The sequence below is a fragment of the Lysobacter sp. Root494 genome, from assembly GCF_001427225.1.
In the GTDB taxonomy this organism is placed as follows: Bacteria; Pseudomonadota; Gammaproteobacteria; order Xanthomonadales; family Xanthomonadaceae; genus Agrilutibacter.
In genome coordinates this window covers 406,083-429,994 of the sequence record NZ_LMFH01000005.1, presented here as the reverse complement: position 1 = coordinate 429,994, position 23,912 = coordinate 406,083, and the positions used below count along the sequence as shown (strand labels likewise).

The 23,912-nt window shown below is 64.5% G+C and carries 22 protein-coding genes and 3 tRNA genes; 9 read left to right on the top strand and 16 right to left on the bottom strand.

All coding sequences use genetic code 11. The annotated features are described in order from the left end of the window. Positions 1 to 2: 2 nt before the first annotated feature. From panD to pcnB, 5 genes are all read right to left on the bottom strand, one after another. A complete protein-coding gene (gene panD / locus ASD14_RS05280; RefSeq protein WP_056130033.1) occupies positions 3 to 386 on the bottom strand; it encodes an aspartate 1-decarboxylase in 384 nt (127 codons plus the stop codon). 131 nt (positions 387 to 517) lie between these two features. Then, complete coding sequence (gene panC, locus ASD14_RS05275; protein WP_056130030.1) at positions 518 to 1,363, bottom strand: pantoate--beta-alanine ligase; 846 nt, start codon at positions 1,361 to 1,363, stop codon at positions 518 to 520. Positions 1,364 to 1,374: 11 nt separating this feature from the next. Further along, the gene (gene panB, locus ASD14_RS05270; RefSeq protein ID WP_056130028.1) at positions 1,375 to 2,211 is read right to left on the bottom strand and encodes a 3-methyl-2-oxobutanoate hydroxymethyltransferase; all 837 of its coding nucleotides are present in this window, start codon (positions 2,209 to 2,211) and stop codon (positions 1,375 to 1,377) included. Then, the gene (gene folK, locus ASD14_RS05265) at positions 2,211 to 2,705 is read right to left on the bottom strand and encodes a 2-amino-4-hydroxy-6-hydroxymethyldihydropteridine diphosphokinase (RefSeq protein WP_056130025.1); all 495 of its coding nucleotides are present in this window, start codon (positions 2,703 to 2,705) and stop codon (positions 2,211 to 2,213) included. Before folK ends, panB begins: the two co-directional genes overlap by 1 nt. Further along, positions 2,702 to 4,027 (bottom strand): polynucleotide adenylyltransferase PcnB, encoded by a 1,326-nt coding sequence (gene pcnB, locus ASD14_RS05260; RefSeq protein WP_056130023.1) that lies wholly within the window; start codon positions 4,025 to 4,027, stop codon positions 2,702 to 2,704. Before pcnB ends, folK begins: the two co-directional genes overlap by 4 nt. Before the next feature lie 116 nt (positions 4,028 to 4,143). Here pcnB and ASD14_RS05255 point away from each other — a divergent pair. Next, a tRNA-Glu gene (locus ASD14_RS05255) sits at positions 4,144 to 4,219 on the top strand. A gap of 151 nt (positions 4,220 to 4,370) precedes the next feature. Next, positions 4,371 to 4,694 carry a ferredoxin FdxA gene (fdxA, locus tag ASD14_RS05250; protein WP_056130021.1) on the top strand — a complete coding sequence of 108 codons (324 nt, stop codon included), beginning with the start codon at positions 4,371 to 4,373 and terminating at the stop codon, positions 4,692 to 4,694. Positions 4,695 to 4,766: 72 nt separating this feature from the next. Here fdxA and ASD14_RS05245 read toward each other — a convergent pair whose 3' ends face one another. Both ASD14_RS05245 and dapA read right to left on the bottom strand, forming a co-directional pair. Next, entirely contained in the window at positions 4,767 to 5,306 is a 540-nt protein-coding gene (locus ASD14_RS05245; protein WP_056130018.1) for a hypothetical protein, read from the bottom strand. Positions 5,307 to 5,340: 34 nt separating this feature from the next. Further along, positions 5,341 to 6,240: a 4-hydroxy-tetrahydrodipicolinate synthase gene (gene dapA / locus ASD14_RS05240; RefSeq protein WP_056130015.1), complete on the bottom strand. Its 900-nt coding sequence runs from the start codon at positions 6,238 to 6,240 to the stop codon at positions 5,341 to 5,343. A 257-nt stretch (positions 6,241 to 6,497) separates the two neighbouring features. Between dapA and ASD14_RS05235 the strand changes: the two genes are divergently transcribed. The 6 genes from ASD14_RS05235 to ASD14_RS05210 all read left to right on the top strand — a co-directional run bounded on the left by ASD14_RS05235 (position 6,498) and on the right by ASD14_RS05210 (position 11,655). Further along, on the top strand, positions 6,498 to 7,073 hold the full coding sequence (locus ASD14_RS05235) for a glycine cleavage system protein R (protein ID WP_082538753.1): 576 nt from the start codon (positions 6,498 to 6,500) through the stop codon (positions 7,071 to 7,073). 41 nt (positions 7,074 to 7,114) lie between these two features. Continuing rightward, on the top strand, positions 7,115 to 7,585 hold the full coding sequence (locus tag ASD14_RS05230; RefSeq protein ID WP_056130013.1) for a peroxiredoxin: 471 nt from the start codon (positions 7,115 to 7,117) through the stop codon (positions 7,583 to 7,585). 82 nt (positions 7,586 to 7,667) lie between these two features. Further along, on the top strand, positions 7,668 to 9,065 hold the full coding sequence (locus ASD14_RS05225; RefSeq protein WP_056130010.1) for a PhoH family protein: 1,398 nt from the start codon (positions 7,668 to 7,670) through the stop codon (positions 9,063 to 9,065). A gap of 6 nt (positions 9,066 to 9,071) precedes the next feature. Continuing rightward, the gene (locus ASD14_RS05220) at positions 9,072 to 9,776 is read left to right on the top strand and encodes a YoaK family protein (protein WP_056130007.1); all 705 of its coding nucleotides are present in this window, start codon (positions 9,072 to 9,074) and stop codon (positions 9,774 to 9,776) included. 231 nt (positions 9,777 to 10,007) lie between these two features. Beyond that, the gene (thiD, locus tag ASD14_RS05215; RefSeq protein WP_056130003.1) at positions 10,008 to 10,817 is read left to right on the top strand and encodes a bifunctional hydroxymethylpyrimidine kinase/phosphomethylpyrimidine kinase; all 810 of its coding nucleotides are present in this window, start codon (positions 10,008 to 10,010) and stop codon (positions 10,815 to 10,817) included. Next, complete coding sequence (locus ASD14_RS05210; RefSeq protein WP_056130000.1) at positions 10,810 to 11,655, top strand: alpha/beta fold hydrolase; 846 nt, start codon at positions 10,810 to 10,812, stop codon at positions 11,653 to 11,655. The genes thiD and ASD14_RS05210 overlap by 8 nt, the downstream gene beginning before the upstream one ends. Before the next feature lie 79 nt (positions 11,656 to 11,734). Here ASD14_RS05210 and ASD14_RS05205 read toward each other — a convergent pair. The 9 genes from ASD14_RS05205 to ASD14_RS05165 all read right to left on the bottom strand — a co-directional run bounded on the left by ASD14_RS05205 (position 11,735) and on the right by ASD14_RS05165 (position 20,846). After that, a tRNA-Arg gene (locus ASD14_RS05205) sits at positions 11,735 to 11,811 on the bottom strand. 63 nt (positions 11,812 to 11,874) lie between these two features. Next, a tRNA-Ser gene (locus ASD14_RS05200) sits at positions 11,875 to 11,967 on the bottom strand. A 56-nt stretch (positions 11,968 to 12,023) separates the two neighbouring features. Further along, on the bottom strand, positions 12,024 to 12,227 hold the full coding sequence (gene csrA / locus ASD14_RS05195; protein ID WP_056129999.1) for a carbon storage regulator CsrA: 204 nt from the start codon (positions 12,225 to 12,227) through the stop codon (positions 12,024 to 12,026). 151 nt (positions 12,228 to 12,378) lie between these two features. Then, positions 12,379 to 15,042, bottom strand: coding sequence for an alanine--tRNA ligase (gene alaS, locus ASD14_RS05190; protein ID WP_056129996.1), 2,664 nt, complete (start codon positions 15,040 to 15,042; stop codon positions 12,379 to 12,381). Between the two features lie 171 nt (positions 15,043 to 15,213). Further along, complete coding sequence (gene recX, locus ASD14_RS05185; RefSeq protein ID WP_056132127.1) at positions 15,214 to 15,651, bottom strand: recombination regulator RecX; 438 nt, start codon at positions 15,649 to 15,651, stop codon at positions 15,214 to 15,216. Positions 15,652 to 15,728: 77 nt separating this feature from the next. Continuing rightward, complete coding sequence (gene recA / locus ASD14_RS05180; RefSeq protein ID WP_056129993.1) at positions 15,729 to 16,766, bottom strand: recombinase RecA; 1,038 nt, start codon at positions 16,764 to 16,766, stop codon at positions 15,729 to 15,731. Positions 16,767 to 16,935: 169 nt separating this feature from the next. Further along, positions 16,936 to 17,565, bottom strand: a complete 630-nt coding sequence (gene lexA / locus ASD14_RS05175; RefSeq protein ID WP_056129991.1) for a transcriptional repressor LexA — start codon at positions 17,563 to 17,565, stop codon at positions 16,936 to 16,938. Positions 17,566 to 17,619: 54 nt separating this feature from the next. Beyond that, positions 17,620 to 18,117 (bottom strand): nicotinamide-nucleotide amidohydrolase family protein, encoded by a 498-nt coding sequence (locus tag ASD14_RS05170; protein ID WP_056129987.1) that lies wholly within the window; start codon positions 18,115 to 18,117, stop codon positions 17,620 to 17,622. 74 nt (positions 18,118 to 18,191) lie between these two features. Further along, a complete protein-coding gene (locus tag ASD14_RS05165; RefSeq protein WP_082538752.1) occupies positions 18,192 to 20,846 on the bottom strand; it encodes a TonB-dependent receptor in 2,655 nt (884 codons plus the stop codon). A gap of 261 nt (positions 20,847 to 21,107) precedes the next feature. Between ASD14_RS05165 and mutS the strand changes: the two genes are divergently transcribed. Then, complete coding sequence (gene mutS / locus ASD14_RS05160; protein WP_082538857.1) at positions 21,108 to 23,693, top strand: DNA mismatch repair protein MutS; 2,586 nt, start codon at positions 21,108 to 21,110, stop codon at positions 23,691 to 23,693. Positions 23,694 to 23,912: the final 219 nt, after the last annotated feature.

Here is a 23,912-nt window from a genome sequence, read left to right as displayed (position 1 = left end):
CGTTATGCCGCGGCCTGCTGCGGCATCGAATGGTTGGTATGCGTGAGCTGGTTCTGGCGATCGACGTAGACGCAGGTCGGCTTGTACTTCGCCGCTTCGGCCTCGTCGCAGACGCCGTAGGCGCAGATGATGACCAGATCGCCCGGCTGCGCGCAGTGCGCGGCGGCGCCATTGACGGAGATCACGCCGCTGCCTTCTTCGCCACGGATCGCGTAGGTCACGAAGCGGGCGCCGTTGTTCACGTTGTAGATGTGGATCTGCTCGTACTCGCGGATGCCGGAAATATCGAGCAGGCGGCCGTCGATCGCGCACGAGCCTTCGTAGTGCAGCTCGGCGTGGGTAACGCTGGCGCGGTGGATCTTGGCCTTGAGGACGTTCAGTTGCATGTTCGGCGTCTCCGGCCGCCGGGCTTGGCGGCGAGAAAGCGTGAGTTTACCAGCGCATGGCGCGGTGCAACATGGACGCAGGCTGGGACGCGGCGTCCCGTTACCGGTGATTTAACCGTCCGGGAAGCCTCTTAGGTCTCGAATTCGAGGTTGTCGATCAGCCGGGTGCGGCCGAGTCGCGCCGCGATCAATGCAACCTTGGCGCCGGGCCCTTCCGAGGGGATTCCCAGGTCCCGATCACGGACGACGGCGTAATCGACTTCGAAGCCGGCACTCCCGAGACGGCGTGCCGCCTGCGCTTCCACTTCCGCGCGGGCTGTTCCGCTGCGGACGGCCTCGCGCATCCACTGCAGGGTACGGCTGATTTCCGAAGCCACGGGACGCTCTTCAGCCGAGAGGTACTGGTTGCGGGAACTCATGGCCAGGCCATCGGCTTCGCGCCGTGTTTCTGCTGCAACGATTTCGATCGGGAACGCGAGGTCGCGCACCATGTACCGGATCACCGCGAGTTGCTGGTAGTCCTTGCGCCCGAACACGGCCACATTCGCCTGCACCTGGTTGAAGAGCCGGGCGACCACGGTGGCAACCCCGTCGAAATGACCGGGACGATGCGCGCCTTCCAGCGTTTCGGTGACGCCGGGAACGCTCACGCGAACTGTCGCGTGCACGCCATACGGATACATGGTTTTTACTGACGGCAGCCACATCGCATCGCAACCGGCATCGGCCAGTCCGGCGCTGTCGGCTTCAGGAGTACGCGGATAACGGTTGAAGTCTTCGTTGGGCCCGAACTGCGTCGGGTTGACGAAGACGCTCGCAACGACGCGATCGGCATGGCGTCGCGCAAGTTCGATCAGCGAGAAGTGGCCGGCATGGAGGTTGCCCATGGTGGGCACCAGGGCGACGCGCTGGCCCGCCTGCTTCCACCCGGATACGAGGCCGCGCAGCGCAGCGAGTTCGGTGACGACATCGATCATCGGCAATACGGTCAGCCGTAGGAATGCGCGGCGTCGGGGAAGCTGCCGTCGCGGACGGCAGCGGCATAGGCTTCGGCGGCGCCGGTGATCGTACCGGCTTCAGCCAGGAAGTCCTTCACGAATTTCGGCCGGCGATGCCCGCTGTTGACGCCCAGCAGGTCGTGCAGCACCAGCACCTGCCCATCGCAATGCGGGCCTGCGCCGATGCCTATGGTGGGGATAGCGAGGTCCGAGGTGATGGCCTGCGCCAGCCCGGTCGGCACGCATTCGAGCACCAGCAATGCGGCGCCTGCTTCGGCGACCGCGCGGGCGTCGGCGCGCAACTTCCCGGACGTGGCGTCATCCCTGCCCTGTACCTTGTAGCCGCCCAGGCGCAGCACGGATTGCGGGGTCAGTCCGAGGTGGGCGCACACGGGAATCTCGCGCTCGACAAGGAAGCGGATGACGTCCAGTTTGTGGCCCGCGCCTTCCAGCTTGACCATCGTGGCGCCCGCCTGGAGCAGCATGGTTGCGGCTTCCAGTGCTCGCTCCGGGGTTGCGTCGGACTGGAACGGAAGGTCGGCGATCAGCAATGCCTTCGACAATCCACGCGCGACGCAGGCGACGTGATAGACGGTGTCGGCAACGGTGACCGGCAGGGTGCTGTTGTGGCCCTGGACGACCATGCCAAGCGAATCGCCGACGAGGATCAGATCCGTACCGGCCTCGTCGAGCGTGCGGGCGAAGCTGGCGTCGTAAGCGGTCAGCATCACGAGCTTGCGGCCGTCCCGTTTGGCGTCGGCAAGCATCGGGACGGTCCACGGCTTGTCCTGTTGCGCGGGCTTTTCGTGCGGCTTGGAGGTGTACATCAGCCTATCGCCTCGATGTCGGAGGGTTCCAGCGCGGCCAGGGCGGCGCGCGCGGAACCGATGCCGGGAATCATCGCGTCCGGAGCGATTTCCACCAGTGGCACCAGTGCAAAACTGCGTTCGTGCAAATGCGGATGTGGCACGTGCAGGCCGGGTTCGTCGATTACGGCATCGCCGTACAGCAACAGGTCGAGGTCCAGCGTGCGCGGCCCCCAACGTTCTTCGGCGTGACGTTCACGGCCGGCATGGTGTTCGATCTCAAGCAATGCATCCAGCAACTCTCGCGCATCGAGGTTGGTCTGCAGCATGGCCACCGCATTGGTGAAGTCGGGCTGATCGGTGCGGCCCCATGCGCGACTCCGGTACAGCTTCGACGCGCGCAACAGGCGCGTCTGCGGCAATGCGTCGAGGTCCTTGAAGGTGTGGCGCAGCGTCGCCGCGGCATCGCCGCGGTTGCCGCCCAGGCCGACCAGGGCAATGGTGCTCGCGTTCACTCGCCTGAAGCCGCGGAACCACGACGCCGGCGGCGACGCCGCCGCGGTGCGCCGGCGGATTCGCCTTCGGGTTGCGTATCGAGCTGCGCCGCCAGCACGTCGCCAGGCTGATGCTGCGCTTCGCGCCAGAACGCGACGTCATCGGCGTGTTCGTTGGATGCCGCCATTCGCAGGTTGAGGAAATCGTAGGCAGCTCGGAAACGTGGATGCGCGAGCAAGCGGAATACACGCTTGCGCTGCCGCTGCGAGAAACGCGACTGCAGCAGCCAGATTTCCTGCATCGGCAACGAGAACCTGCGCGGAAGCGCAATCGTGTTGAGCTGGTGCACGGTGACGCGATCGGCGGCCCGGCGTTCGGCTTCCGCCGCATGCATGCCACCGTGCTGCAGCTGCGCCAGTGCGCGGCAATACGCCGGCCACAGCAGCAGTGCGAACAGGAAGGCCGGCGAAACCGGTTCGTCATTGGCCACGCGCGTATCGGTACCACGCAGTCCGGCGATCAGCATGCGCCGCAATGCGCCGCTGCGATTCGCGCGCAGAGCGATGGCCGATTCGGGGAACAGCACGTCGAGCAGGCCGTGGTATTCCAGCCTTTCAAAACTGGCGACAGCGTGGCCGGTGAGAAACAGCTTCAGGCACTCTTCGAACAGGCGCGCGGGCGCCGCCTCGCCGAGCAGTGGCGCCATGCGTGGAATGGGTTCTGCCGTCGCGGCTTCGATCTCGAAGTCGAGCTTTGCGGCGAGGCGCACGGCGCGCAGCATGCGCACCGGATCTTCGCGATAGCGTTTCTCCGGATCGCCGATCAGGCGCATCAGGCGATGCTGCACGTCCTCGAAGCCGCCGACGTAATCGCGCACCGAGAAATCCTCGATCGCGTAATACAGCGCATTGACGGTGAAGTCGCGGCGGACCGCGTCGTCTTCGATCGTGCCAAAGACGTTGTCGCGCAGCACGCGGCCGCCTTCGTGGGTTTCGCGTTCCCCGCTGCCATCGTCGGCATTCGAACGGAACGTCGCGACCTCGATGATCTCGCGGCCGAACACGACATGCGCCAGGCGGAAGCGGCGGCCGATCAGGCGGCAGTTGCGGAACAGTTGCTTCACCTGTTCCGGCGTCGCGTCGGTGGCGACGTCGAAGTCCTTGGGGTGCCCGCCCACGAGCAGGTCGCGCACCGCGCCTCCGACGAGGTAGGCGCCGAAACCGGCTTCGCGCAGTCGATACAGCACGCGCAGGGCGTTCGGGCTGATGTCCCGGCGCGAAACGTTGTGCTCTTCACGCGGGATGACCCGCAGCGTCGGATGGATGGTCTGGAGTTCGGACATCAAGAGTCGAGCCGCGGTCCCTGTCGACGGAAATTACCAATTGCCCCACGGCAACGGCGCTGCGTATACTAACAGGCCGCGTTCAGCCCATGCCGGGCGCGGAAAGAGAGCAATCAGCTCCCTTCGTCTAGAGGCCCAGGACGTGGCCCTCTCAAGGCTAAAACACGGGTTCGAATCCCGTAGGGAGCGCCACCTTCGCAGGGCCCGAGTTTGAGATAGGGTCTTGAACATCAAACCCGGCCCTGGCCGGGTTTTTTGTTGCCACCGATGCAGTGCCGTCCGCGCGCCGTGTCGCTACACTAATTGCCCGTTCGATCTCCATCACCGCCGGAAGCCGTCGCTCATGCCCTTCGTCGTCACCGAGAACTGCATCAAGTGCAAGTACACCGACTGCGTCGAAGTGTGCCCGGTGGACTGCTTCCATGAAGGTCCGAATTTCCTGGTGATCGATCCGGACGAATGCATCGACTGCACCTTGTGCGAACCCGAGTGCCCGGTGAATGCGATCTACCCGGAAGACGACGTGCCCGCGGGCCAGGAAGCGTTTGTCGCATTGAATGCGGAACTCGCACAGGCCTGGCCGGTGATCACCACTCGCAAGGATGCCCTGCCCGACGCGAAGGAATGGGAAGGCAAGCCGGGCAAGCTGGATCTGCTCGAGCGCTGAACGAATCAGATTCGCGGAGATAAAAAAACGGGCGCTTGGCGCCCGTTTTTTCTTGCTGCTACGGCGAGTGGGTCAGTTCGCGCCCAGCGCCGCCTTCAGTGCAGCGATCGCCTTGGTCGGCGCATCGCCCGTCGCAGGCTGGCCGCGCGGATCGACCGCGGACACGTACACGCCTGCATCGACCGCGCTCACGCGGACGAGGAAGTTGCTGCCTTCGTAAGCGACGTCGTACACGCCGAGCAACTGCGCGCGGCTGGCGACCGACAGGCCTTCGATCTTGCCGAGTGCTTCACCCACCTTGGTGAACACGTCGTCGCGGTTGCCGGCGATGGTGAACCCGTTCGACACGCCAGCAACAGGTGCGGCCGTAGCGGTGGCGGAAGCGGTAGCAGACGTAGTCGCCGACGCGCCCGGCACCGCGACGGCGCCTTCGGTGCGCGGCATGTCCAGGTCCGGCGGCACTTCCAGCGGACGGCTGGTGGGCTCGCCGGCATACAACTTGTCTTCCCTGCGGAACCAGCTGCAGCCCGATGTCGCCAGGACGGCAGCGAGCACGAGGACGGTGGTCGCGACGCGGCTCGCTGAGCGGCTCGCGGAGTGGTTCAGGCGCATCGGGTGTCTCCTTCGGGAATACTGCAAAAAAAGATCAAGCGGCGGTGGTGCAGGCGCTTTCAAGTTCGCGCACCATCGCCGTCGTGCTGGAAGCCGCATCGGCGTGAACAGTAGACAATGGCAGCAACGGCAGGCGAAGGCCATGGCCGATGCCCTGCAACGCGAGCACGGCCTTCACCGGGATCGGGTTGGGCTCGACGCCGAGAAAATCGAATGCTTGCTGCAACTGCGCGTCGATTTCGTTCGCCGCGTCCGCCTTGCCGGCACGCGCGAGGTCGCACAGGCGGCGCATCGCAGCGGGCAACACGTTGGACGCTACGGAGATCACGCCGTCCGCGCCTGCGAGCATTGCGCGGCACGCGGTCGGATCGTCACCGCTGAGCACGGCGAAGTCGCCGCTCTTGAACTTCAGCAGAGCTTCCATCCGCTCGGGTTCGGCGCGAGCTTCCTTGATGCCGACGATGCGCGGGTGGCCACACAGCTCGGCCACGGTTTCCGGCAGCAGGTCGCCGCCGGTGCGGCCGGGCACGTTGTAGAGCACGATCGGCAACGCATTGTCGTCGGCGATGGCACGGTAATGGGCAATCAGACCGGCCTGGGTCGGACGTACGTACGGTGGTGTGACGATCAATGCGGCATCGGCGCCCAGTGCAGCGGCACGGCGCGTCTGTTCGATCGTTTTCGCGGTGTTGGAGAGACCGGTACCGGCGAGCACCGGAATGCGGCCGGCAACGAACTCGACGGCGGTACGCAACAGCAGGTCGAACTCGGCGTCGTACAGCGCCGCGGCTTCGCCGGTGGAGCCTGCGACGACGATCGCCTGCGTGCCCGCGTCGAGTTGCTGTTGGAGCAGCCGCTGCCAGGCGTCGAGGTCGAGTTCGCCAGCGGCATTGAACGGTGTAGCCAGCGCGGTGATGCTGCCGGAAAGTCGCAAGTCGGTAGCCCTGGTTGGAGCTGCGGTGGGTGGGTAGGCGGGCCTGTGAAGATCGCGCTGGGCGGATCCATTCGAAGCGGCAAACAGGCTCGCAGGTCGAGCCTGAATGTTACTTGCGGGCTGAAACCACGGGCAAGTATGCTGGCTGCGGCTGTCGGTGTGACAGTCGCGTGCTTCCAGTTACTCGTTCGAGGCACTCGCTGCGACGAGTTGCGTCCGATGAGTCATGTTCCAACGATCCGGGCATCTTGCCCCCAATGCCAGGCGCCGCCTTGACCGATAACGCTCCCCGGCCGTCGCCGAACGAAAACCACCTCCTGATCAACGCCTACACGACGCATCCGGAGTCCCCGCTGCTGTCGGTGACGCGGCGGATCACCGACAGTGGTTGCAATCTGGTCGACGCGCGCCTTTCGACCGTGGGTCGTGACGTTTCCGTCACGGCGCTCGCCGTCGGCCCGTGGGACGCCGTCGCCAAGCTCGAAGCCATGCTGACGCGCCTGGAGCGCGAGGAAGGCCTGAAGCTCAACTGGTATCGCACCGGCCCCAAGCAGGTGCAGTCGAACCTGTTGCCGTACGTGGTCGAAGTCGTGGCCGCCGACAAACCGGGCATCCTGTTCCAGCTGGCTGACTTCTTCGACCGGCAGGGCATCACCATCGAAAGCCTGCACTGCTCACGTTATCGCGCAATGCAGACCGGCGCGGACATGTTTTCGGCACAGGTCACCATCGGCGTGCCCGCCAGCATGCACATTGCTGCATTGCGCGATGACTTCCTCGAATTCTGCGATCACCTTAACCTCGACGCGATCATGGATCCGATGAAGTTCTGACGGACCGTCGGCGCTACACGCAAGACCACAACGAGAGAACGATGCTGGATACAGGCGACAAGATTCCCGATCTGCCCATCTCGCTTTCCAGCGGTTCCAGTGGCCGCCTCTCCGATTACAAGAGCCAATGGCTGGTCCTGTACTTCTATCCCAAGGACAGTACGCCCGGTTGCACGACCGAAGGCATCGACTTCAACGCGCTGCTGCCCAAGTTCAGAAAGCTCAGTGCGACCGTACTCGGCGTTTCCCGCGATTCAATCAAGTCGCACCAGAACTTCTGCGCGAAGCAGGGATTCAAGTTCGACCTGGTCAGCGACGCTGACGAGAAGCTCTGCAACGCCTTCGGCGTGATCAAGCCCAAGAAGCTCTACGGTCGCGAATACGTCGGCGTGGAACGCAGCACCTTCCTTATCGATCCCAAGGGCGTCATAGTCCAGTCATGGCGCCCCGTGAAAGTCCCGGGACACGCTCAAGCCGTGTACGACGCACTCAAGGCTGCCTCAACTAAGTGATCGCCCTGTATTTCCAAGATTCCACCACCCCGCTTCGCGGGCTTGTGGTGGCCTGCCGCTGTTCGCTATTACGGAAAGCACGATGACCCGAAGCAAGCGCATCTACGTCCTCGACACCAACGTGCTGATGCACGACCCGACCGCGCTGTTCAAGTTCGAGGAGCACGATGTCTACCTGCCGATGCAGGTAATTGAAGAGCTGGACAACGGCAAGAAAGGCACCAGCGAAGCCAGCCGCAATGCGCGCCAGGTCAGTCGCTTCCTCAACGAACTCGTCGAAAGCCACGGCACCAGATCGATCGCCGAAGGCATCCCGCTGTCGCGTCCCCAGGGCCTGCAACTGCGCGGCGCGCAGAGCATCGGCAAATTGCGCTTCCAGACGCGCGACTTCGATTCGGGCAAGCGTTTTGGCGCGGTCATTCCGGACAACCACATCCTCGGCGCGATCCTCGCACTCAAGGAAGCCGAACCCGGCGCGTCCGTCGTCTTCGTTTCCAAGGACATCAACCTGCGGATCAAGGCATCGATCGCGGGCATCGATTCGGAGGACTACGAGAACGATCGCGCGCTCGACGACTTCAGCCTGCTCTACACCGGCGCCACCGCGCTGCCGGAAGACTTCTGGCAGCGTTACGGCAAGGACCTGCGTTCGTGGACGGAGAAGGGCCGCACGTTCTACGAAATCCGCCGCAGCGAAGACGATGACTGGTATCCGAACCAGTTCCTCTACCTGCCCGGCGACGACGAAGCCGAGATGAAGGTCGCGCACGTCGAAGGCGAGCGCGTGATCCTGCAGATCGTCGACGACTACCGCCACAACCAGCATGCGGTATGGGGCATCACGGCGCGCAATCGCGAGCAGAATTTCGCGCTCAACGCATTGATGGATCCCGAGATCGACTTCGTGACCCTGCTCGGCACCGCCGGCACCGGCAAGACATTGCTGGCGCTCGCCGCGGGCCTCGCGCAGACGATGGACCAGCAGCGTTACCGCGAAATCATCATGACCCGCGCGACGGTGAGTGTCGGCGAGGACATCGGCTTCCTGCCCGGAACGGAAGAAGAAAAGATGACGCCGTGGATGGGCGCGCTGACCGACAACCTGGAAGTGCTCACGCACAATCCGGAAGGCGGCAGCTGGGGCCGCGCGGCGACCAACGACCTGCTCGCTTCGCGCATCAAGATCCGATCGTTGAACTTCATGCGCGGCCGCACGTTCCTGAGCCGCTGGCTGATCCTCGACGAGGCGCAGAACCTCACACCCAAGCAAATGAAGACGCTGATCACGCGCGCGGGTCCCGGCACCAAGATCGTGTGCCTGGGCAACGTCGAGCAGATCGATACGCCGTATCTCACCGAAACTACTTCAGGGCTGACTTACGCCGTGGACCGCTTCAAGGGCTGGGATCACAGCGCGCACGTGACGCTGCGTCGCGGTGAGCGTTCGCGACTGGCGGATTACGCTTCCGAAGTGCTGTAAACCGGCGTGGGTGTGCAACTGCCACGTTGGGTGTGGATCGGCGCAGGCTTGCTCGCCTGCGTCGCCGGCATGGTGAACGTAGTCGGCTACCTCGGCTTCGAACATCAGGCCGTCACCCACCTCACTGGCACCACGAGCCTGCTGGGAGCAGCGATCGCAGAGGGCGACGCGCGCGCGACCCTGCATCTGCTCGGCGTCGCTGTCGCGTTCACTCTCGGCGCGGCGCTGAGCGGGATGATCATCCAGGACAGCACCCTGCGGCTTGGCCGGCGTTACGGCGTGGTGTTGACCATCGAGTCAGTCCTGCTGTTCGTTGCGATATTCCTGTTCAAGCAGCAGCAGATCGCGGGCGCATTGCTGGCGGCAACGGCTTGCGGACTGCAGAACGCGATGGCCACGACGTTCAGCGGCTCGGTGGTGCGCACGACCCACCTGAGCGGAATGTTCACCGATCTTGGCATCGGGCTCGGGCATTTCGTGCGGGGCATGGCGTTGCCAACACGACGGCTGGCCCTGAGTGCGCTGATCATCAGCAGCTTCTTCACGGGAAGCGTGATCGGCGCCTGGCTCTTCCGTCACCTGGGCTACGACGCCCTCGCCGTTCCTGCAACGCTGACCGGCCTGACGGGGATCAGTTATGCCGCCCTCCGCCACTGGCGTGCGATACACCAGACAGCAGAAGCCGGCCCGGAATCATCTTCGGGGAAGTAAACCCGCCGCCGATTCGCAGCGGCATCGCGACACCGTGATATGCGGAACGTGGAGCTGCTTACCACCGGGCAGCACCTCTGTTGCTGCTGCCAGGCTTTATCCTGCAGCTGTCCCCGTGATGAATCGCCACGGCATTGAGCGCTCGGGCCTACCGCAGCACCCCGAGGCGTCATCTCGTAGATACCTGTGCATCCACGCGAACCTCTGCCACCCACGGATGATGTATTGCATATGACCGATCCGCGCTGCGCTTCCGTACTGACCATTGCCGGTTCCGATTCCGGCGGTGGCGCGGGCATCCAGGCCGACCTCAAAACCTTCGCTGCTCATGGTGTGCATGGGCTCAGTGCGATCGCCGCATTGACGGCGCAGCACACGCGCGGCGTGACCGCGATCGAAGTGCCGTCCACCGATTTCCTGCGGGCCCAGATCGACGCCTGCTTCGACGACTTCCGCATTGGCGCGGTGAAGCTGGGCATGCTCGCGGATGCGCGGGTGATCCACGCGGTCGCCGATGCGCTGGAGCTCTATCGTCCCCCGCACGTCGTGATCGATCCGGTGATGGTGGCAACCTCCGGCGCACGGCTGCTGCAACCGGAAGCACTGGACGCACTGCGCACTCGGTTGATGCCACTGGCGACACTGGTTACACCCAACCTGCCCGAAGCGGGATTGCTGCTGGATTTCGAGATATCCGACGAAACGGCGATGCGCGAGGCCTGCATGCGACTGCGAAACAGCGGCGCGAACGCCGTGTTGTTGAAAGGCGGACACCTACCGGGCAACACCGACGTGGTCGACCTTCTCGCCGATCAATCCGGCATCCACATCTTTCGCCATGCACGGCTGGACATCGAGGCACACGGCACCGGATGCACGCTCGCCTCCGCAGTAGCCGCCAACCTTTGCCGAGGCCTTGCGCTTGACGAGGCCTGCCGCGCCGCAGGCGATTACGTGCACGCGGCACTGCGTGGTGGCTACCGCCCCGGACGCAGCGATATCGTCGTGCTCGATCATTTCGGAGCCATGCGCGATGCATGAGCTTCCGGTTCAGAGCATCGATGTCCAGGCCAAGGATGGGCACACGTGGCAGCTGCTGGCCGTCGCCCCCGAGCGACCGAATGCGCGATTGTTCTGGTTGCCGGCGATGGGCGTCGCCGCGAAGCACTATCTGGTGTTTGCGCAGGAAGCGGCTGCGAACGGCATCGCCGTCTTCCTTCACGACTGGCGCGGCAATGGCTCGAGCAGCGTGCGTCCCGCACGGGGCGTCGACTGGGGTTATCGCGAAGTGCTCATGCATGACCTGCCGGCAAGCGAAGCGGCGATCGCTCGGCATCTCGATGGCCTCCCGCGCATCCTCGGCGGTCACAGCCTGGGTGGGCAGCTCGCCTGTTGCCATCTCGGCCTGGCGCCCGGGAGTGCATCCCAACTCTGGCTGGTCGCCAGCGGCTCACCGTATTGGGGCGCATTTCCGCCGCGGAACAAGTGGTGGTTGCCGATGGCCTATCGCTTTCTTCCTTGGCTGGCCGACCGGCGGGGTTTCCTGCCGGGGCGCAGCGTTGGCTTCGGCGGCAACGAGTCGCGCCGTCTGATTCACGACTGGGCGCGCAGCGCACTGAGCGGCCGCTACATAGCGGAAGGACTGACGTTCGATATCGAAGCAGCGATGAAGCAGGTTGTCGTCGACGCGCATGCCGTTGCATTGATGGAAGACTGGATGGCACCTGCGAGTTCAACTCGCTACCTGTTGTCGAAGCTGCCGCGCTCGCGTCGTCGTATCGACAGCCTGGATCGGCTTGCGTTGGGAACGCGTGCGGGGCATTTCGAATGGATGAAGCAACCGCAGGCAGTCGTCAGCTCGCTGCTGCGCCCGCTTTGACTCAATCACCGATACACAAAACGCAAACGACGCCAAAAACAAAAGGGCCGACGATTGCTCGTCGGCCCTTTTGCTTGTATGGCGCGCCCGGAGAGATTCGAACTCCCGACCACCAAGTTCGTAGCCTGGTGCTCTATCCAGCTGAGCTACGGGCGCAAAAGCTAGAAGCGAAATTATGCTCAGTTGTTATCGTTTCGTCAAACCTTCAGCGATAAAAACTGGCGGAGACTGAGGGATTCGAACCCTCGATGGAGCTTTTGACCCCATACTCCCTTAGCAGGGGAGCCCCTTCGGCCTCTCGGGCAAGTCTCCGCGGTAACTTCGCGGGGCGCAGAGCATAACGGCTCTGCGCATGGGCGGCAAACGTTTTAGCTGGCTTCGCCCTTTCGATCCTCTTCCGAGTTGCCTTCCCCGCGCTGGATGCGCTGGTAGATCTCCTCGCGATGGACCGCGACATCCTTCGGCGCATTAATTCCAATACGCACCTGGTTGCCCTTTACACCGAGCACGGTGACCGTAACGGAGTCACCGATCATCAAAGTCTCGCCGACGCGACGCGTCAGGATAAGCATGCAAAATCTCCTCGATACCGGCCAAGATCGCCGGTCAGGGCGCCCATTTCCCTCCAAGGACGCCTTACTTCCTGAAAACAACGCCGGCTTTCCATGGACCGCGAAAACGGCCGGAAAGTTCGACGCCCCCTGTCACTTACCACATTCAGCATCATGCCAGTTTTAGATCCAGCCAATCCGTGACGCTGGACAGTGCCCGTTGCAGTGCAGGGCCATCGTCGCCACCGCCTTGCGCCATGTCGGCCCGGCCTCCGCCTTTGCCGTTGATCTGGGCAGCTACGTAGGACAGTAGCTCTCCGGCCTTGACCTTGCCAGTGAGGGATTCACTGACGCCGGCAACGAGCGCGGCCTTGCCGCCGCTCGCTCCCGCGAGCAGTACCACCGTATTGCCGAGTTGCTGTTTGAGGCGGTCGACCGCATCCCGCAGCGCTTTGGCGTCGAATCCCTCCAGCCTGGAAACCACCACCTTCACTCCACGCACGTCGACGGCCGAACCGGCCAGATCCGCGGTGGCGCCCGAAGCCGCCCTGGCCTTCAGCGACTCGAGCTCGCGTTCGAGCTTTTTCTGGCGATCGAGCAGTGAACGCAACTTGTCGGCCACGTCGGCTGCATTGCCGCCGAGCAGATCGGCCGCTTCGTCCAGGCGGCGTTCCTCTTCGGCAACGTAATCGAGCGCACCTTGCCCGGTTACTGCTTCGATGCGGCGCACGCCGGCCGAGACGCCACTTTCGGAAACGATCTTGAACAGGCCGATGTCGCCGGTGCGTGACACGTGGGTGCCGCCGCAAAGCTCGGTCGAAGTTTCGCCCATGCGCAGCACGCGCACGCGTTCACCGTATTTTTCGCCGAACAGCGCCATCGCGCCGAAGTCGAGCGCTTCCTGCATGTCCATGTGGTGCACTTCGGCCGCATGGTTGCGGCGCACTTCGGCGTTGACCTGCCGTTCGATCTGCGCGAGTTCGCTCGCGGCAACTGGCTGGAAGTGGGCGAAATCGAAACGCAGCCGCTCCGGCGCGACCAGCGAACCCTTCTGGGTGACGTGCGTGCCGAGCACATCGCGCAACGCCGCGTGCAACAGGTGCGTCGCACTGTGATTGAGCACGGTGGCCGCGCGGCGCTCGTGGCTCACGGCGCCGACGAGGTGGTCGCCGCGCTTCAGGGTGCCAACCGCGAGCGTGCCGACGTGACCGTGGAACTGGCCGGCGAACTTCTGCGTATCGCGGACCGTGAACATCACGCCCTGCTCGGCGAGCTGGCCGGTGTCGCCCACCTGTCCGCCGCTTTCGGCATAGAACGGCGTCTTGTCGAGAAACACGATGGCTTCTTCGCCGGCATTGATCGTGTCGACTGCCTTGCCGTTTTTCAGGATGGCGACGACTTCAAGTCCACCCGCTTCCAGGTGCTCGTAACCGACGAATCCCGTCGGCTTCAGCTGTGCGATCAATTCGGTCGGGAGCGCGGTGCCACCACCGAACTTCCCGGCGGCACGCGCGCGTTCGCGCTGTTGCTCCATCAGGCGCTCGTAGTCGGCCATCGCCGTCGGCGGCAGCTCCGTGCCCTTTTCACGAAGGATGTCGGCGATCAGGTCGGGCGGACAGCCGTAGGTGTCGTGCAGCTGGAACAGCTGCTCGCCATCTATCATGCCGCCAGCTTGGGCAAGATAGCTTTCGAGACGCTGCATGCCGGCGTCGAGTGTCTGCGAGAATGCGGCTTCTTCGGCCTTGAGCGCGCGTTCGACCAGTTCGCGCTTCTGTGCGAGCTCGGGGTAAGCGTCGCCCATCACGTCGATCAGCGGGGCGCCCATGCGCCAGAAGCTGCCTTCCGAACTCAATGCGCCCAGCTTCCAGAAATGACGCACGGCACGGCGGACGATGCGACGCAGGACGTAGCCGCGACCTTCGTTGCCCGGCAGCACGCCGTCGACGATCAGGAAGCTGCAGGCGCGAATGTGGTCGGCGATGACGCGCAGCGACTTGTGTTCCAGGTCGCTGGTGCCGGTGATCGTCGCGGCGGCCTTGATCAGGTGCTGGAAGAGGTCGATTTCGTAGTTGCTGTGCACGTGCTGGAGCACGGCCGAAATGCGCTCGAGCCCCATGCCGGTGTCGACGCACGGCGCGGGCAGCGGCACGAGCGTGCCGTCCGGCTGGCGGTCGAACTGCATGAAGACGTTGTTCCAGATCTCGATGAAACGATCGCCGTCTTCATCCGGAGAGCCGGGAGGGCCACCGGGGATGTGCGCACCGTGGTCGTAGAAGATTTCCGTGCAGGGGCCGCAGGGGCCGGTATCGGCCATCTGCCAGAAATTGTCGGATGCATACGGCGCGCCCTTGTTGTCGCCAATGCGGATGATCCGCTCGGTCGGCAGGCCGACGACCTTGTTCCAGATGTCGAAGGCTTCGTCGTCCGTGTGATAGATCGTGACGAGCAGTTTTTCCTTCGGCAGCTTCCAGACTTCGGTCAGCAGCTCCCATGCCCACGCGATCGCGTCCTTCTTGAAGTAATCGCCGAAGCTGAAATTGCCCAGCATTTCGAAGAAGGTGTGGTGGCGCGCGGTATATCCGACCTGGTCGAGGTCGTTGTGCTTGCCGCCGGCGCGCACGCAGCGCTGTGAGCTGGTCGCGCGCACGTAGCTGCGCTTTTCGGCGCCGAGGAATACGTCCTTGAACTGAACCATGCCCGCGTTGGTAAACAGCAAGGTCGGGTCGTTACCCGGCACCAGCGAACTCGAGGGCACCACGGCATGGCCCTTGGAACGGAAGAATTCGAGGAAATCGCGGCGGATTTCAGTGGTGCTGGTCTGGCGGGAGCTATTCATGCCTGGCACGGGTTCAAAGGGGCTGGACGGGTTGCGATGACCCGGCTTCCGACAAGATGGCGGCGGAAGACCGAGCAGGCAACCCAGAAAGCCGTCTAGCGTAGCAGGCGGGATAACGATCGGTGTCAGGCCCGCGACTTGGAGCCTTGCGCTTTGCCGCTTCGGCGGTGATCAGTCGGCTTCGATACGCGTGGCCGCACGGATGCTGGCGGCATCGAATCCACGACGGAGCAGGAAATCAGCGGCCTTGCGCCGCTGGTTCAGGTCAAGGGCGGCGACTGGGCCGTAACGCCGACGGACGAGGTCGGAGGCATTTTCGGCCCAGTCGCCATGGAAGGTTTCCAGGGCAGCCGCAATAATTTCGCGGTTCAATCCGTGGGTAGTGAGTTCCGCCCGGATTCGCAATGGCCCGTAACCACCGGAGCTCCGGGCGCGTACGAGACTTTGGGCAAACCGGGAGTCGTCCTGCCAGCCGTCGCGGGAAAGCTTTTCGACAGCTGTTTCGACCTCAGCGGCATCCATGCCACGCGAGGTGAGCTTGCGAGTGAGCTCCTTCCGTGAGTGTTCGCGCCGGGTAAGCAGCCCTAATGCCCGTTGCGTCGCGCTCAACGCCGCCCTGCGGCGTTGCGGCTTGCGATCGGTGCTGTCGGGAGAGTCTTCCAAGCGTGGCTTACCTGCGGCTCGACTCAGTCTTCCGCTTCGGCTTTCCCAACTTCATCGCGGGGTGCTTCGGCAGGCTTGAACTTCTCGCGCAATGCGGCTTCCAGCTGGATGGCAAGAGCCGGGTTGTCCTTGAGGAACTGGCGGGCGTTCTCCTTGCCCTGTCCGATGCGCTCGCCGTTGTAGCCGTACCAGGCGCCGGATTTCTCGACCAGCTTGGCTTCCACGCCCATGTCGATCAGTTCGCCTTCGCGCGAGATGCCTTCGCCGTACAGGATCTCGGTCACGACCTGCTTGAACGGAGGCGCCATCTTGTTCTTGACCACCTTGATGCGGGTCTGGTTGCCGACAATCTCGTCGCCCTTCTTCACCGAGCCGATGCGGCGGATGTCGAGGCGCACGGAGGCGTAGAACTTGAGCGCGTTGCCGCCGGTGGTGGTTTCCGGGCTTTGTCCCGGCATCATCACGCCGATCTTCATGCGCAGCTGGTTGATGAAGATCACCATGCAGTTGCTGCGTTTGATGTTGCCGGTGAGCTTGCGCAGGGCCTGGCTCATCAGGCGGGCCTGCAGGCCGGGGAGCTGGTCGCCCATTTCGCCTTCGATTTCTGCCCGCGGAGTGAGCGCGGCGACCGAGTCGATGACTACCATGTCCACTGCGTTGGAACGCACCAGCATGTCGGCGATTTCCAGCGCCTGCTCGCCTGTATCGGGCTGGCTGACCAGCAGGTCGTCGACGTTCACACCGAGCTTGGAAGCGTAGGTCGGATCGAGCGCGTGTTCGGCGTCGACGAATGCACAGGTACCGCCGGCCTTCTGGCATTGCGCGATGGTTTGCAGGGTCAGCGTCGTCTTGCCCGAGGATTCCGGGCCGTAGATCTCGACCACGCGACCCTTGGGCAGGCCGCCGATGCCGAGCGCGATGTCGAGCATCAGCGACCCCGTGCCGATCACTTCAACCGGTTCGGCGACCTGGTCGCCCATGCGCATGACGGCACCCTTGCCGTACTGCTTTTCGATCTGGCCCAGGGCAGCCGATAGGGCGCGCTTCTTGTTCTCATCCATCGTGGCGGTTCCTTGGTTCGTGTTTGGTTGGCAGCAGGTTAGTCGGCGCGTATCGCACGGGCTGAGACGCTGGCGATCCGGTGCAAAAAAGTTTTATCGAAGCCAGCTTCCGCGGAAATCAGGACCTTTCGCGAAGTCAGGTAGGAAAACCCCGTGGCGGTCCACGCACTCATCGGTTCGGCCGCACCAGGCCGCAATACAGGCCTTCGATCGCGAAGTCCTGGTCAGGCAGCACTTCGATCGGCGCGTAATCGGGATTGCGCGGCAGCAGGCGGATGCGGTCCTTGCCAAGCTTCAGCAGCTTCACGGTGATTTCGTCGTCGATGCGCGCGACCACGATCTGGCCGTTGCGCGCGCTCGCGGTGCGGTGCACGCCGATCAGGTCGCCGTCGAAGATGCCCTCGTCGCGCATCGAGTCGCCCTTGACCTTGAGCAGGTAGTCCGGCGCGGGGGCGAAGAAGTTCTTGTCGAGCAGGACGTAGTCGTCCGCTTCGAGGTCCGCGCCGGCTCCGATCGGCAGACCGGCGGCCACCCGGCCGAGCACCGGCAGCCGCAAGGCATCGTCATTCGCCGCGGGTGCGCGAACCGGCGCCTGGGTCAAACGGATACCGCGGGCCTGCCCCGGGATGCGCTGGATCGCGCCGGCGCGCTCCAGCGCCTCGAGGTGGTATTGCGCCGCGCGGACGCTGCTGAAACCGAAGGCCGTCGCGATTTCGGTCTGCGACGGCGGCATGCCCTCGCTCTCGATCCGCTCGGTGATGAGCGCCAGGATGGCGCGCTGGGTGTCGGTCAGGTTCATTAGTAGTAATACTACTAACGGTCTTTTACAGAAAGCAAGCCCCTCGCTTCGAACTTACCCGGCCAGGCGAAGCAGTCCCAGCAGCGCCGCCGCGACGGTCTGCCGCCGCACGGCCTCGCGGTCGCCGTCGAAATGGAGGACCTCGGCGGTCGCGTAACCCCCTCTCCGCTTCCATGCGACCCAGACCGTCCCGACCGGCTTGTCATCGGTGCCGCCCGAGGGCCCGGCGATGCCGGTCACGGCGACTGCAAGCGTTGCCCCCGAATGCACCAGCGCACCGGACACCATCTCGAGCACGGCTTCGCGACTGACCGCGCCAAAGTGCTCCAGGGTCTCGGGTCGCACGCCCAGCAAGGCCTGCTTGGATTCGTAGCTGTAGGCCGCGATGCCGCATTCGAACCACGCCGAGGACCCGGCGATGTCGGTCAGCACCTTCGCTATCCAGCCGCCGGTGCAACTCTCGGCGGTGACCAGCGTGTGGTGGCCTGCGAGCGCGGTTTCGCCCAACTGTCGCGCGACCTGCTGGAGGTCGGCATCGGAAGTTCCAGTCATGCGCGCAACTATAGCCGCAGCACTGAAATAAAACGGCCCGCCATTGCGGCGGGCCGTCGTGCATCACGTGGTGATCAATAGGTCACGCGGAACGTCAGCCCGTATGTACGCGGCGCGCCGAGGAACGCGTTGTACGAATTGAGCGGATCGCCCGGCAGCGACGTACCCGGTGCCTGCAACGGAGCGTCGAACGCCACCTGCATGTATTCCGCATCGGTGAGGTTCTGCGCCCACAGCTCGACGCTCCAGCGCTTGTTGCGGCTGCCGACGCCCGCGCGGGCGTTGACGACGGTGTAGGCGTCCTGCTGTTTCTCAACGTCCAGGTCCGAACCGGTGTTGTATTCGGACATGTACTTGGCGCCGAGATTGAAGCGCGCCACGAGGTCGTTACCGAAGCCCCATTCGTAAGTCACCGAACCCGACCCCGACCACTTCGGCGCGAAGCTGGCCTGGCTGCCCGGCAGCTTGTACAGCGAGCCCGGCGCGGTTGCCGGCGTGTCGCTGAATTCCGCGGTCGGACGCTCGTCCCCGTACTTCGTATCCGCATACGTCAGGCCGCCCTGGAAGCTCAGCCCCTTGATGCCGGTCTGCCACAGGATTTCGGTGTCCAGGCCCTGCGACACGACTTCGGGAATCGACCGCACGACGAAACTGGTGCCCAGGAAGCTGTTGAGCTGGAAGTCGCTATACGTCTGATGGAACAACGTCGCGTTCAACAGCAGGTTGCCGCCGGCCCACGTCGTCTTCGCGCCGAGCTCGTAGCTGTCGACGAACTCGCCCGGGAAGGACGTGTCATCCACCGGTATCACGCCGGAACCGCTGCTAGACAATCCATCGGCCGACTGCACGCGATCCAGGTTGAAGCCGCCCGCCTTATAGCCGCGCGCCGCGGAGAAATACGTCATCCAGTTCTCGTTCCAGCGATACGCCGCCTTGAACGTGCCCGACCATTCCTTTTCGGTGCGCTCCTGGTGCGTCACGCGGCCGTTGTGCAGCGCGTTGGCCCACGGCAGGCACATGAAGCCCGCGATGGTTGGCGCGACCGCGTTGATGATTGCCGCTTGCTGGGCCGCCGGGAGCGATGCCCAGTTCGGAATGCGTTGCGACAGCGCCGTGCCGACGCGCACCCCAGGGTTGGCCAGCACCGATCCGCAACCGATGCTGCCGTTCGGGTTGCTGAAGACGGAGTCGAGCTCCTTGTCTTCCTGCGTGTAACGCAGGCCAAGCGTGAGGTCGAGCGCGTCGGTGGCGTGCCAGGTGTTGTTGGTGAAAAGCGCCTTGCTCTTGGAGTTCTGCCGGTGTTCGTCCAATGCACCCAGGCCAGTGAAATTCGTGCCGAACGGCTGTCCGCTCACCTGTGAAAGGAACGTCGCGGGATTGGCCGCGTTGACCGGCAGGCCCATCGCTGCCAAGGCACTGAACACCCGCGATCCCACCAGCGTCGACAGGTACGGCTCGTACGCGGCACCGACGCGATAGGAATCGTTGCGGTCCAGGTCCTCGTCCGAATAGAACGCACCCACCATCCAGTCGAGGCGCTCGGTCGAGCCGGTCAGGCGGAATTCCTGGCTGAAGGTCTCGAACGCCGTCAGCGATTCGTCTTCATCGGGATTGCGATACAGGATGTCCGCGCTGGTGAAGTCGAAGTCCAGGCCGTTGATCGAATCCCACTCGCGCGACGCGGTGATCGAGGTCAGCGTGGCTCCGCCGAACCACGGCGTGATCCAGTTGACCTCGCCCTGCACGCCCTTGTCCTTGATGTCCTGCTCGGTGCTGCGGTTGCTCCAGGTCTGGCGGTCGAAGGGATCCGTTCCCGCCGGCGCCACGCCTTCGTCCGCCGCCAGCGCATCGACGATCGCGGCGGTCGCGCCACGCACGATGGTCGCGGCCGCGCAGCAGTTCTCTTCGCGACTGGTGAAGTCGGCCATCAGGAGGATGTCGAGGTTCTCGGTAGGCTCCAGCAGCAACTGGCCGCGCAGCGAGTGGAAGTTCTGGTCGCCGTCTTCCTCTTCCTGGCGCGGACCGGCGCCGGTATGCACGTCCATGAAACCGTCGCGTTTGCGCTTGGCGGCGTACACGCGCATCGCGGCGTTGTCGCCGAGCGCGGTATTGAAGGCACCCGACACGCCGAGCGCACCGTAGTTGCCGACGGTGAATTCGCCTTCGACGCCCGTTTCATAGCCGGGCCGCCGGGTGATCACGTTGATCACGCCGGCGGAGGTGTTCTTGCCGAAGACGGTGCCCTGCGGGCCTTTCAGCACTTCGATACGTTCGAGTTCGCCGAGGTCGCCGAAGCCGACGCTGTTGCGCGGCCGGTATACGCCATCGATCACGACGCCGACCGACGATTCCAGGCCGGCGTTGTCGCCCACCGTGCCGATGCCGCGGATGCGCGCCGTCGTGATGGCTTCGTTCTGGGTGCTCGTCACCGTCAGGCCGGGCACCAGGACCTGCATGTCCTTGATGTCGCGCACGCCGTTGTCGCGCAGCAGCTGCTCGGGCAAGGCGGTGAGCGAAATCGGCACGTCCTGCATGGTTTCCTCGCGTTTCTGCGCGGTCACTACCAGTTCGGACAGCGTCGTGGCCTTGTCTTCGTCCGGCGTGGCTGGCGCCTGGGCCTGCGCGGCAGCCGCACCCTCCTGCGCCAGTGCGGGCGACGCCGCCAGCGTGCCCAGGACAGCCGCTACGGCCAATGACAGCAGCTTCTTCTGCGTCGTGCACAAGATCATCGCGAACCCCCGTTCGTTTCCGTTGTAGGGCCGAAGTGCACGCGATGTGCGCCGGCCACCCCTGTCCCATCGTGTCGGACGCTTACCCCAATACGCCACCGAATGCACCGTGACGGCCGGAACCTATCACAGGCGTTCGAGACTGTGAGCGGAATCGGCACAGCTCCGCTGCGCGAGCCGGCAACTCGCCGCGCCTGCTGTCATCATGTTGTGCATTGCACAGCGCCCACTGCGCCGGAATCGATGGACAGCAATCCCCACATGCACGGCTCCGCCCCCGGCCCCGCCGCCGAACACACCCCGCTGATGAAGCAGTTCTTCGCCGCCAAGGCGGAGCATCCGGACGTGCTGCTGTTCTTCCGCATGGGCGACTTCTACGAGCTGTTCTACGACGACGCCCGCAAAGCCGCGCGCCTGCTCGACATCACCCTGACCCAACGCGGTAATTCCGCGGGCCAGCCGATCCCGATGGCGGGCGTGCCGCATCACGCGTACGAGGGTTACCTCGCGCGTCTCGTCGCACTCGGCGAATCGGTCGCGATCTGCGAGCAGATCGGCGATCCGGCGCAATCGAAGGGACTGGTCGAACGCAAGGTCGTCCGCATCGTCACGCCCGGCACGGTCACCGACGAGGCTCTGCTCAACGAGCGCCGCGACACCCTGCTGCTCTCGGTCGCGCGCGGAAAGCAGGGCTTCGGGATTGCCTGGGCAGACCTGGCGGCGGGGCGCCTGCTGGTGAACGAAGTTGCCAGCGAAGACGCGCTGGAAGCCGAACTCGCACGCCTGGAGCCGGCCGAGACGCTGGTTGCCGACGAAGAAGGCTGGCCGGCCTTCATCGAAACCCGCAACGGCATGCGCCGCCGCGCGCCATGGCTGTTCGATGCGGACAGCGGCCGTCGCCAGCTGCTGCGATTTTTCGGCGTGCACGACCTCACCGGTTTCGGCATCGAAGACAAGCCGCTCGCGATCGCCGCCGCGGCCGCACTACTGGGCTACGTCGAAGAAACGCAGAAGCAGCGGCTGCCGCACCTGACCTCCATCGCGGTCGAATCCGGTGACGGTGCCATCGCGATGAACGCCGCCACGCGCCGGCATCTCGAGCTCGACAGCCGCGTCGATGGCGATACGCGCACCACGCTGCTCGGCGTGCTCGATTCGACGATCACGCCCATGGGCGGACGCCTGCTGCGGCGATGGCTGCATCGTCCGCTGCGCGATCGCGCGACGTTGCGTTTCCGGCACCACGCTGTTTCGACATTGATCGATTCCGGTACGGCCGACCAGTTGCGCGAAGCGTTCCGCGCGCTGGGCGACCTCGAACGCATTCTGTCCCGCATTGCGCTGCGTTCGGCACGACCGCGCGACCTTTCGACCCTGCGCGATGGCCTCGGCCTGCTGCCGGCCGTGCGATCGCTGCTGCAACCGCTCGATTCGCCGCGCTTGCGCGAGCTGTGCGATTCGCTCGGCGAACATGATGCTCATGCCGCACTGCTTGCGTCCGCCATCGTGCCGCAACCACCGGTGCTCGCGCGCGACGGCGGCATCTTCGCGGAAGGCTACGACGCCGAACTCGACGAACTGCGCACGCTGTCGACCAACGCCGACCAGTTCCTGATCGACCTGGAAGCACGCGAACGCGCCGCCACCGGCATCGCGACGCTCAAGGTCGGCTACAACCGCGTCCACGGTTATTACATCGAGATCAGCAAGGGCCAGAGCGACAAGGCCCCGGTGCACTATTCGCGCCGCCAGACGCTGACCGGCGCCGAGCGCTACATCACCGAGGAACTCAAGCAGTTCGAAGACAAGGTGCTGTCGGCGCGCGAACGCTCCCTCACCCGCGAACGCCTCCTGTACGAACAGCTGCTGGATGCATTGAACGAACGCCTGGAACCGCTCAAGGGCTGTGCGTCCGCATTGTCGGAGCTGGACGTCCTCGCCTGCTTCGCCGAACGCGCGCAGGCGCTGGACTGGTCGCGGCCGGAGCTCGTCGACGAGTCCGGCATCTGCATCGAGCGTGGGCGCCATCCGGTCGTCGAAGCCGTGCGCAGCGAACCCTTCGAGCCCAACGATCTGGTGTTGCATGAAGATCGCCGCATGCTGGTTATCACCGGCCCGAACATGGGCGGCAAGTCGACCTACATGCGGCAGAACGCGCTGATCGTGCTGCTCGCGCACATCGGCAGCTTCGTGCCGGCCTCGCGCGCCGTGCTTGGCCCGATCGACCGAATCCTGACCCGCATCGGTGCCGGCGACGACCTTGCGCGCGGGCAGTCGACCTTCATGGTCGAGATGAGCGAGACCAGCTACATCCTGCATCACGCCACTTCGCAGTCATTGGTGCTGATGGACGAAATCGGCCGCGGCACGTCGACCTACGACGGCCTGGCCCTCGCCGAAGCGTGCGCGCGCCATCTCGCGCACAGCAATCGCGCTTACACCCTGTTCGCCACGCACTATTTCGAACTGACTGCACTGGCCGAACCTGGTGGCGGCATCGCCAACGTGCACCTCGATGCGGTCGAGCACGGTGACACCCTGGTCTTCATGCACGCGGTGAAGGAAGGCGCCGCGGACCGCAGCTTCGGCCTGCAGGTCGCCGCGCTGGCCGGCCTGCCAAAGGCAACGCTGCAACAGGCACGGCGGCGCCTGGCGGAACTGGAACAGCGCGGCGGCGATACCCAGGCATCGCGGATGGCGCCGCAGGCGCTCGACGCGCCGCAGCAGTTCGGCCTGTTCGCTCCCGCTTCGTCGGCTGCGCAGGAAGCCCTCGCCGCCATCGACCCCGACGAGCTCACGCCCAAGCAGGCCCTTGAAGCGCTGTACCGGCTGAAGTCGCTGCTCTGACCTGGCGGGCACGAAGCCCCGAGCTCGGTCCGCCGGGCAAAAAGCTCGGATGACGGAGCTCCGAGCTCGGTGCGCCGAGCAAAAAACTCGGACGACGGAGCTCCGAACTCGGTGCGCCGAGCAAAAAGCTCGGACGACGAAGCTCCGAACTCGGATCACCGAGCAAAAAGCTCGGACGACGGAGCTCCGGGCTCGGACCGCCAAGCAAAAAGCTCGGAC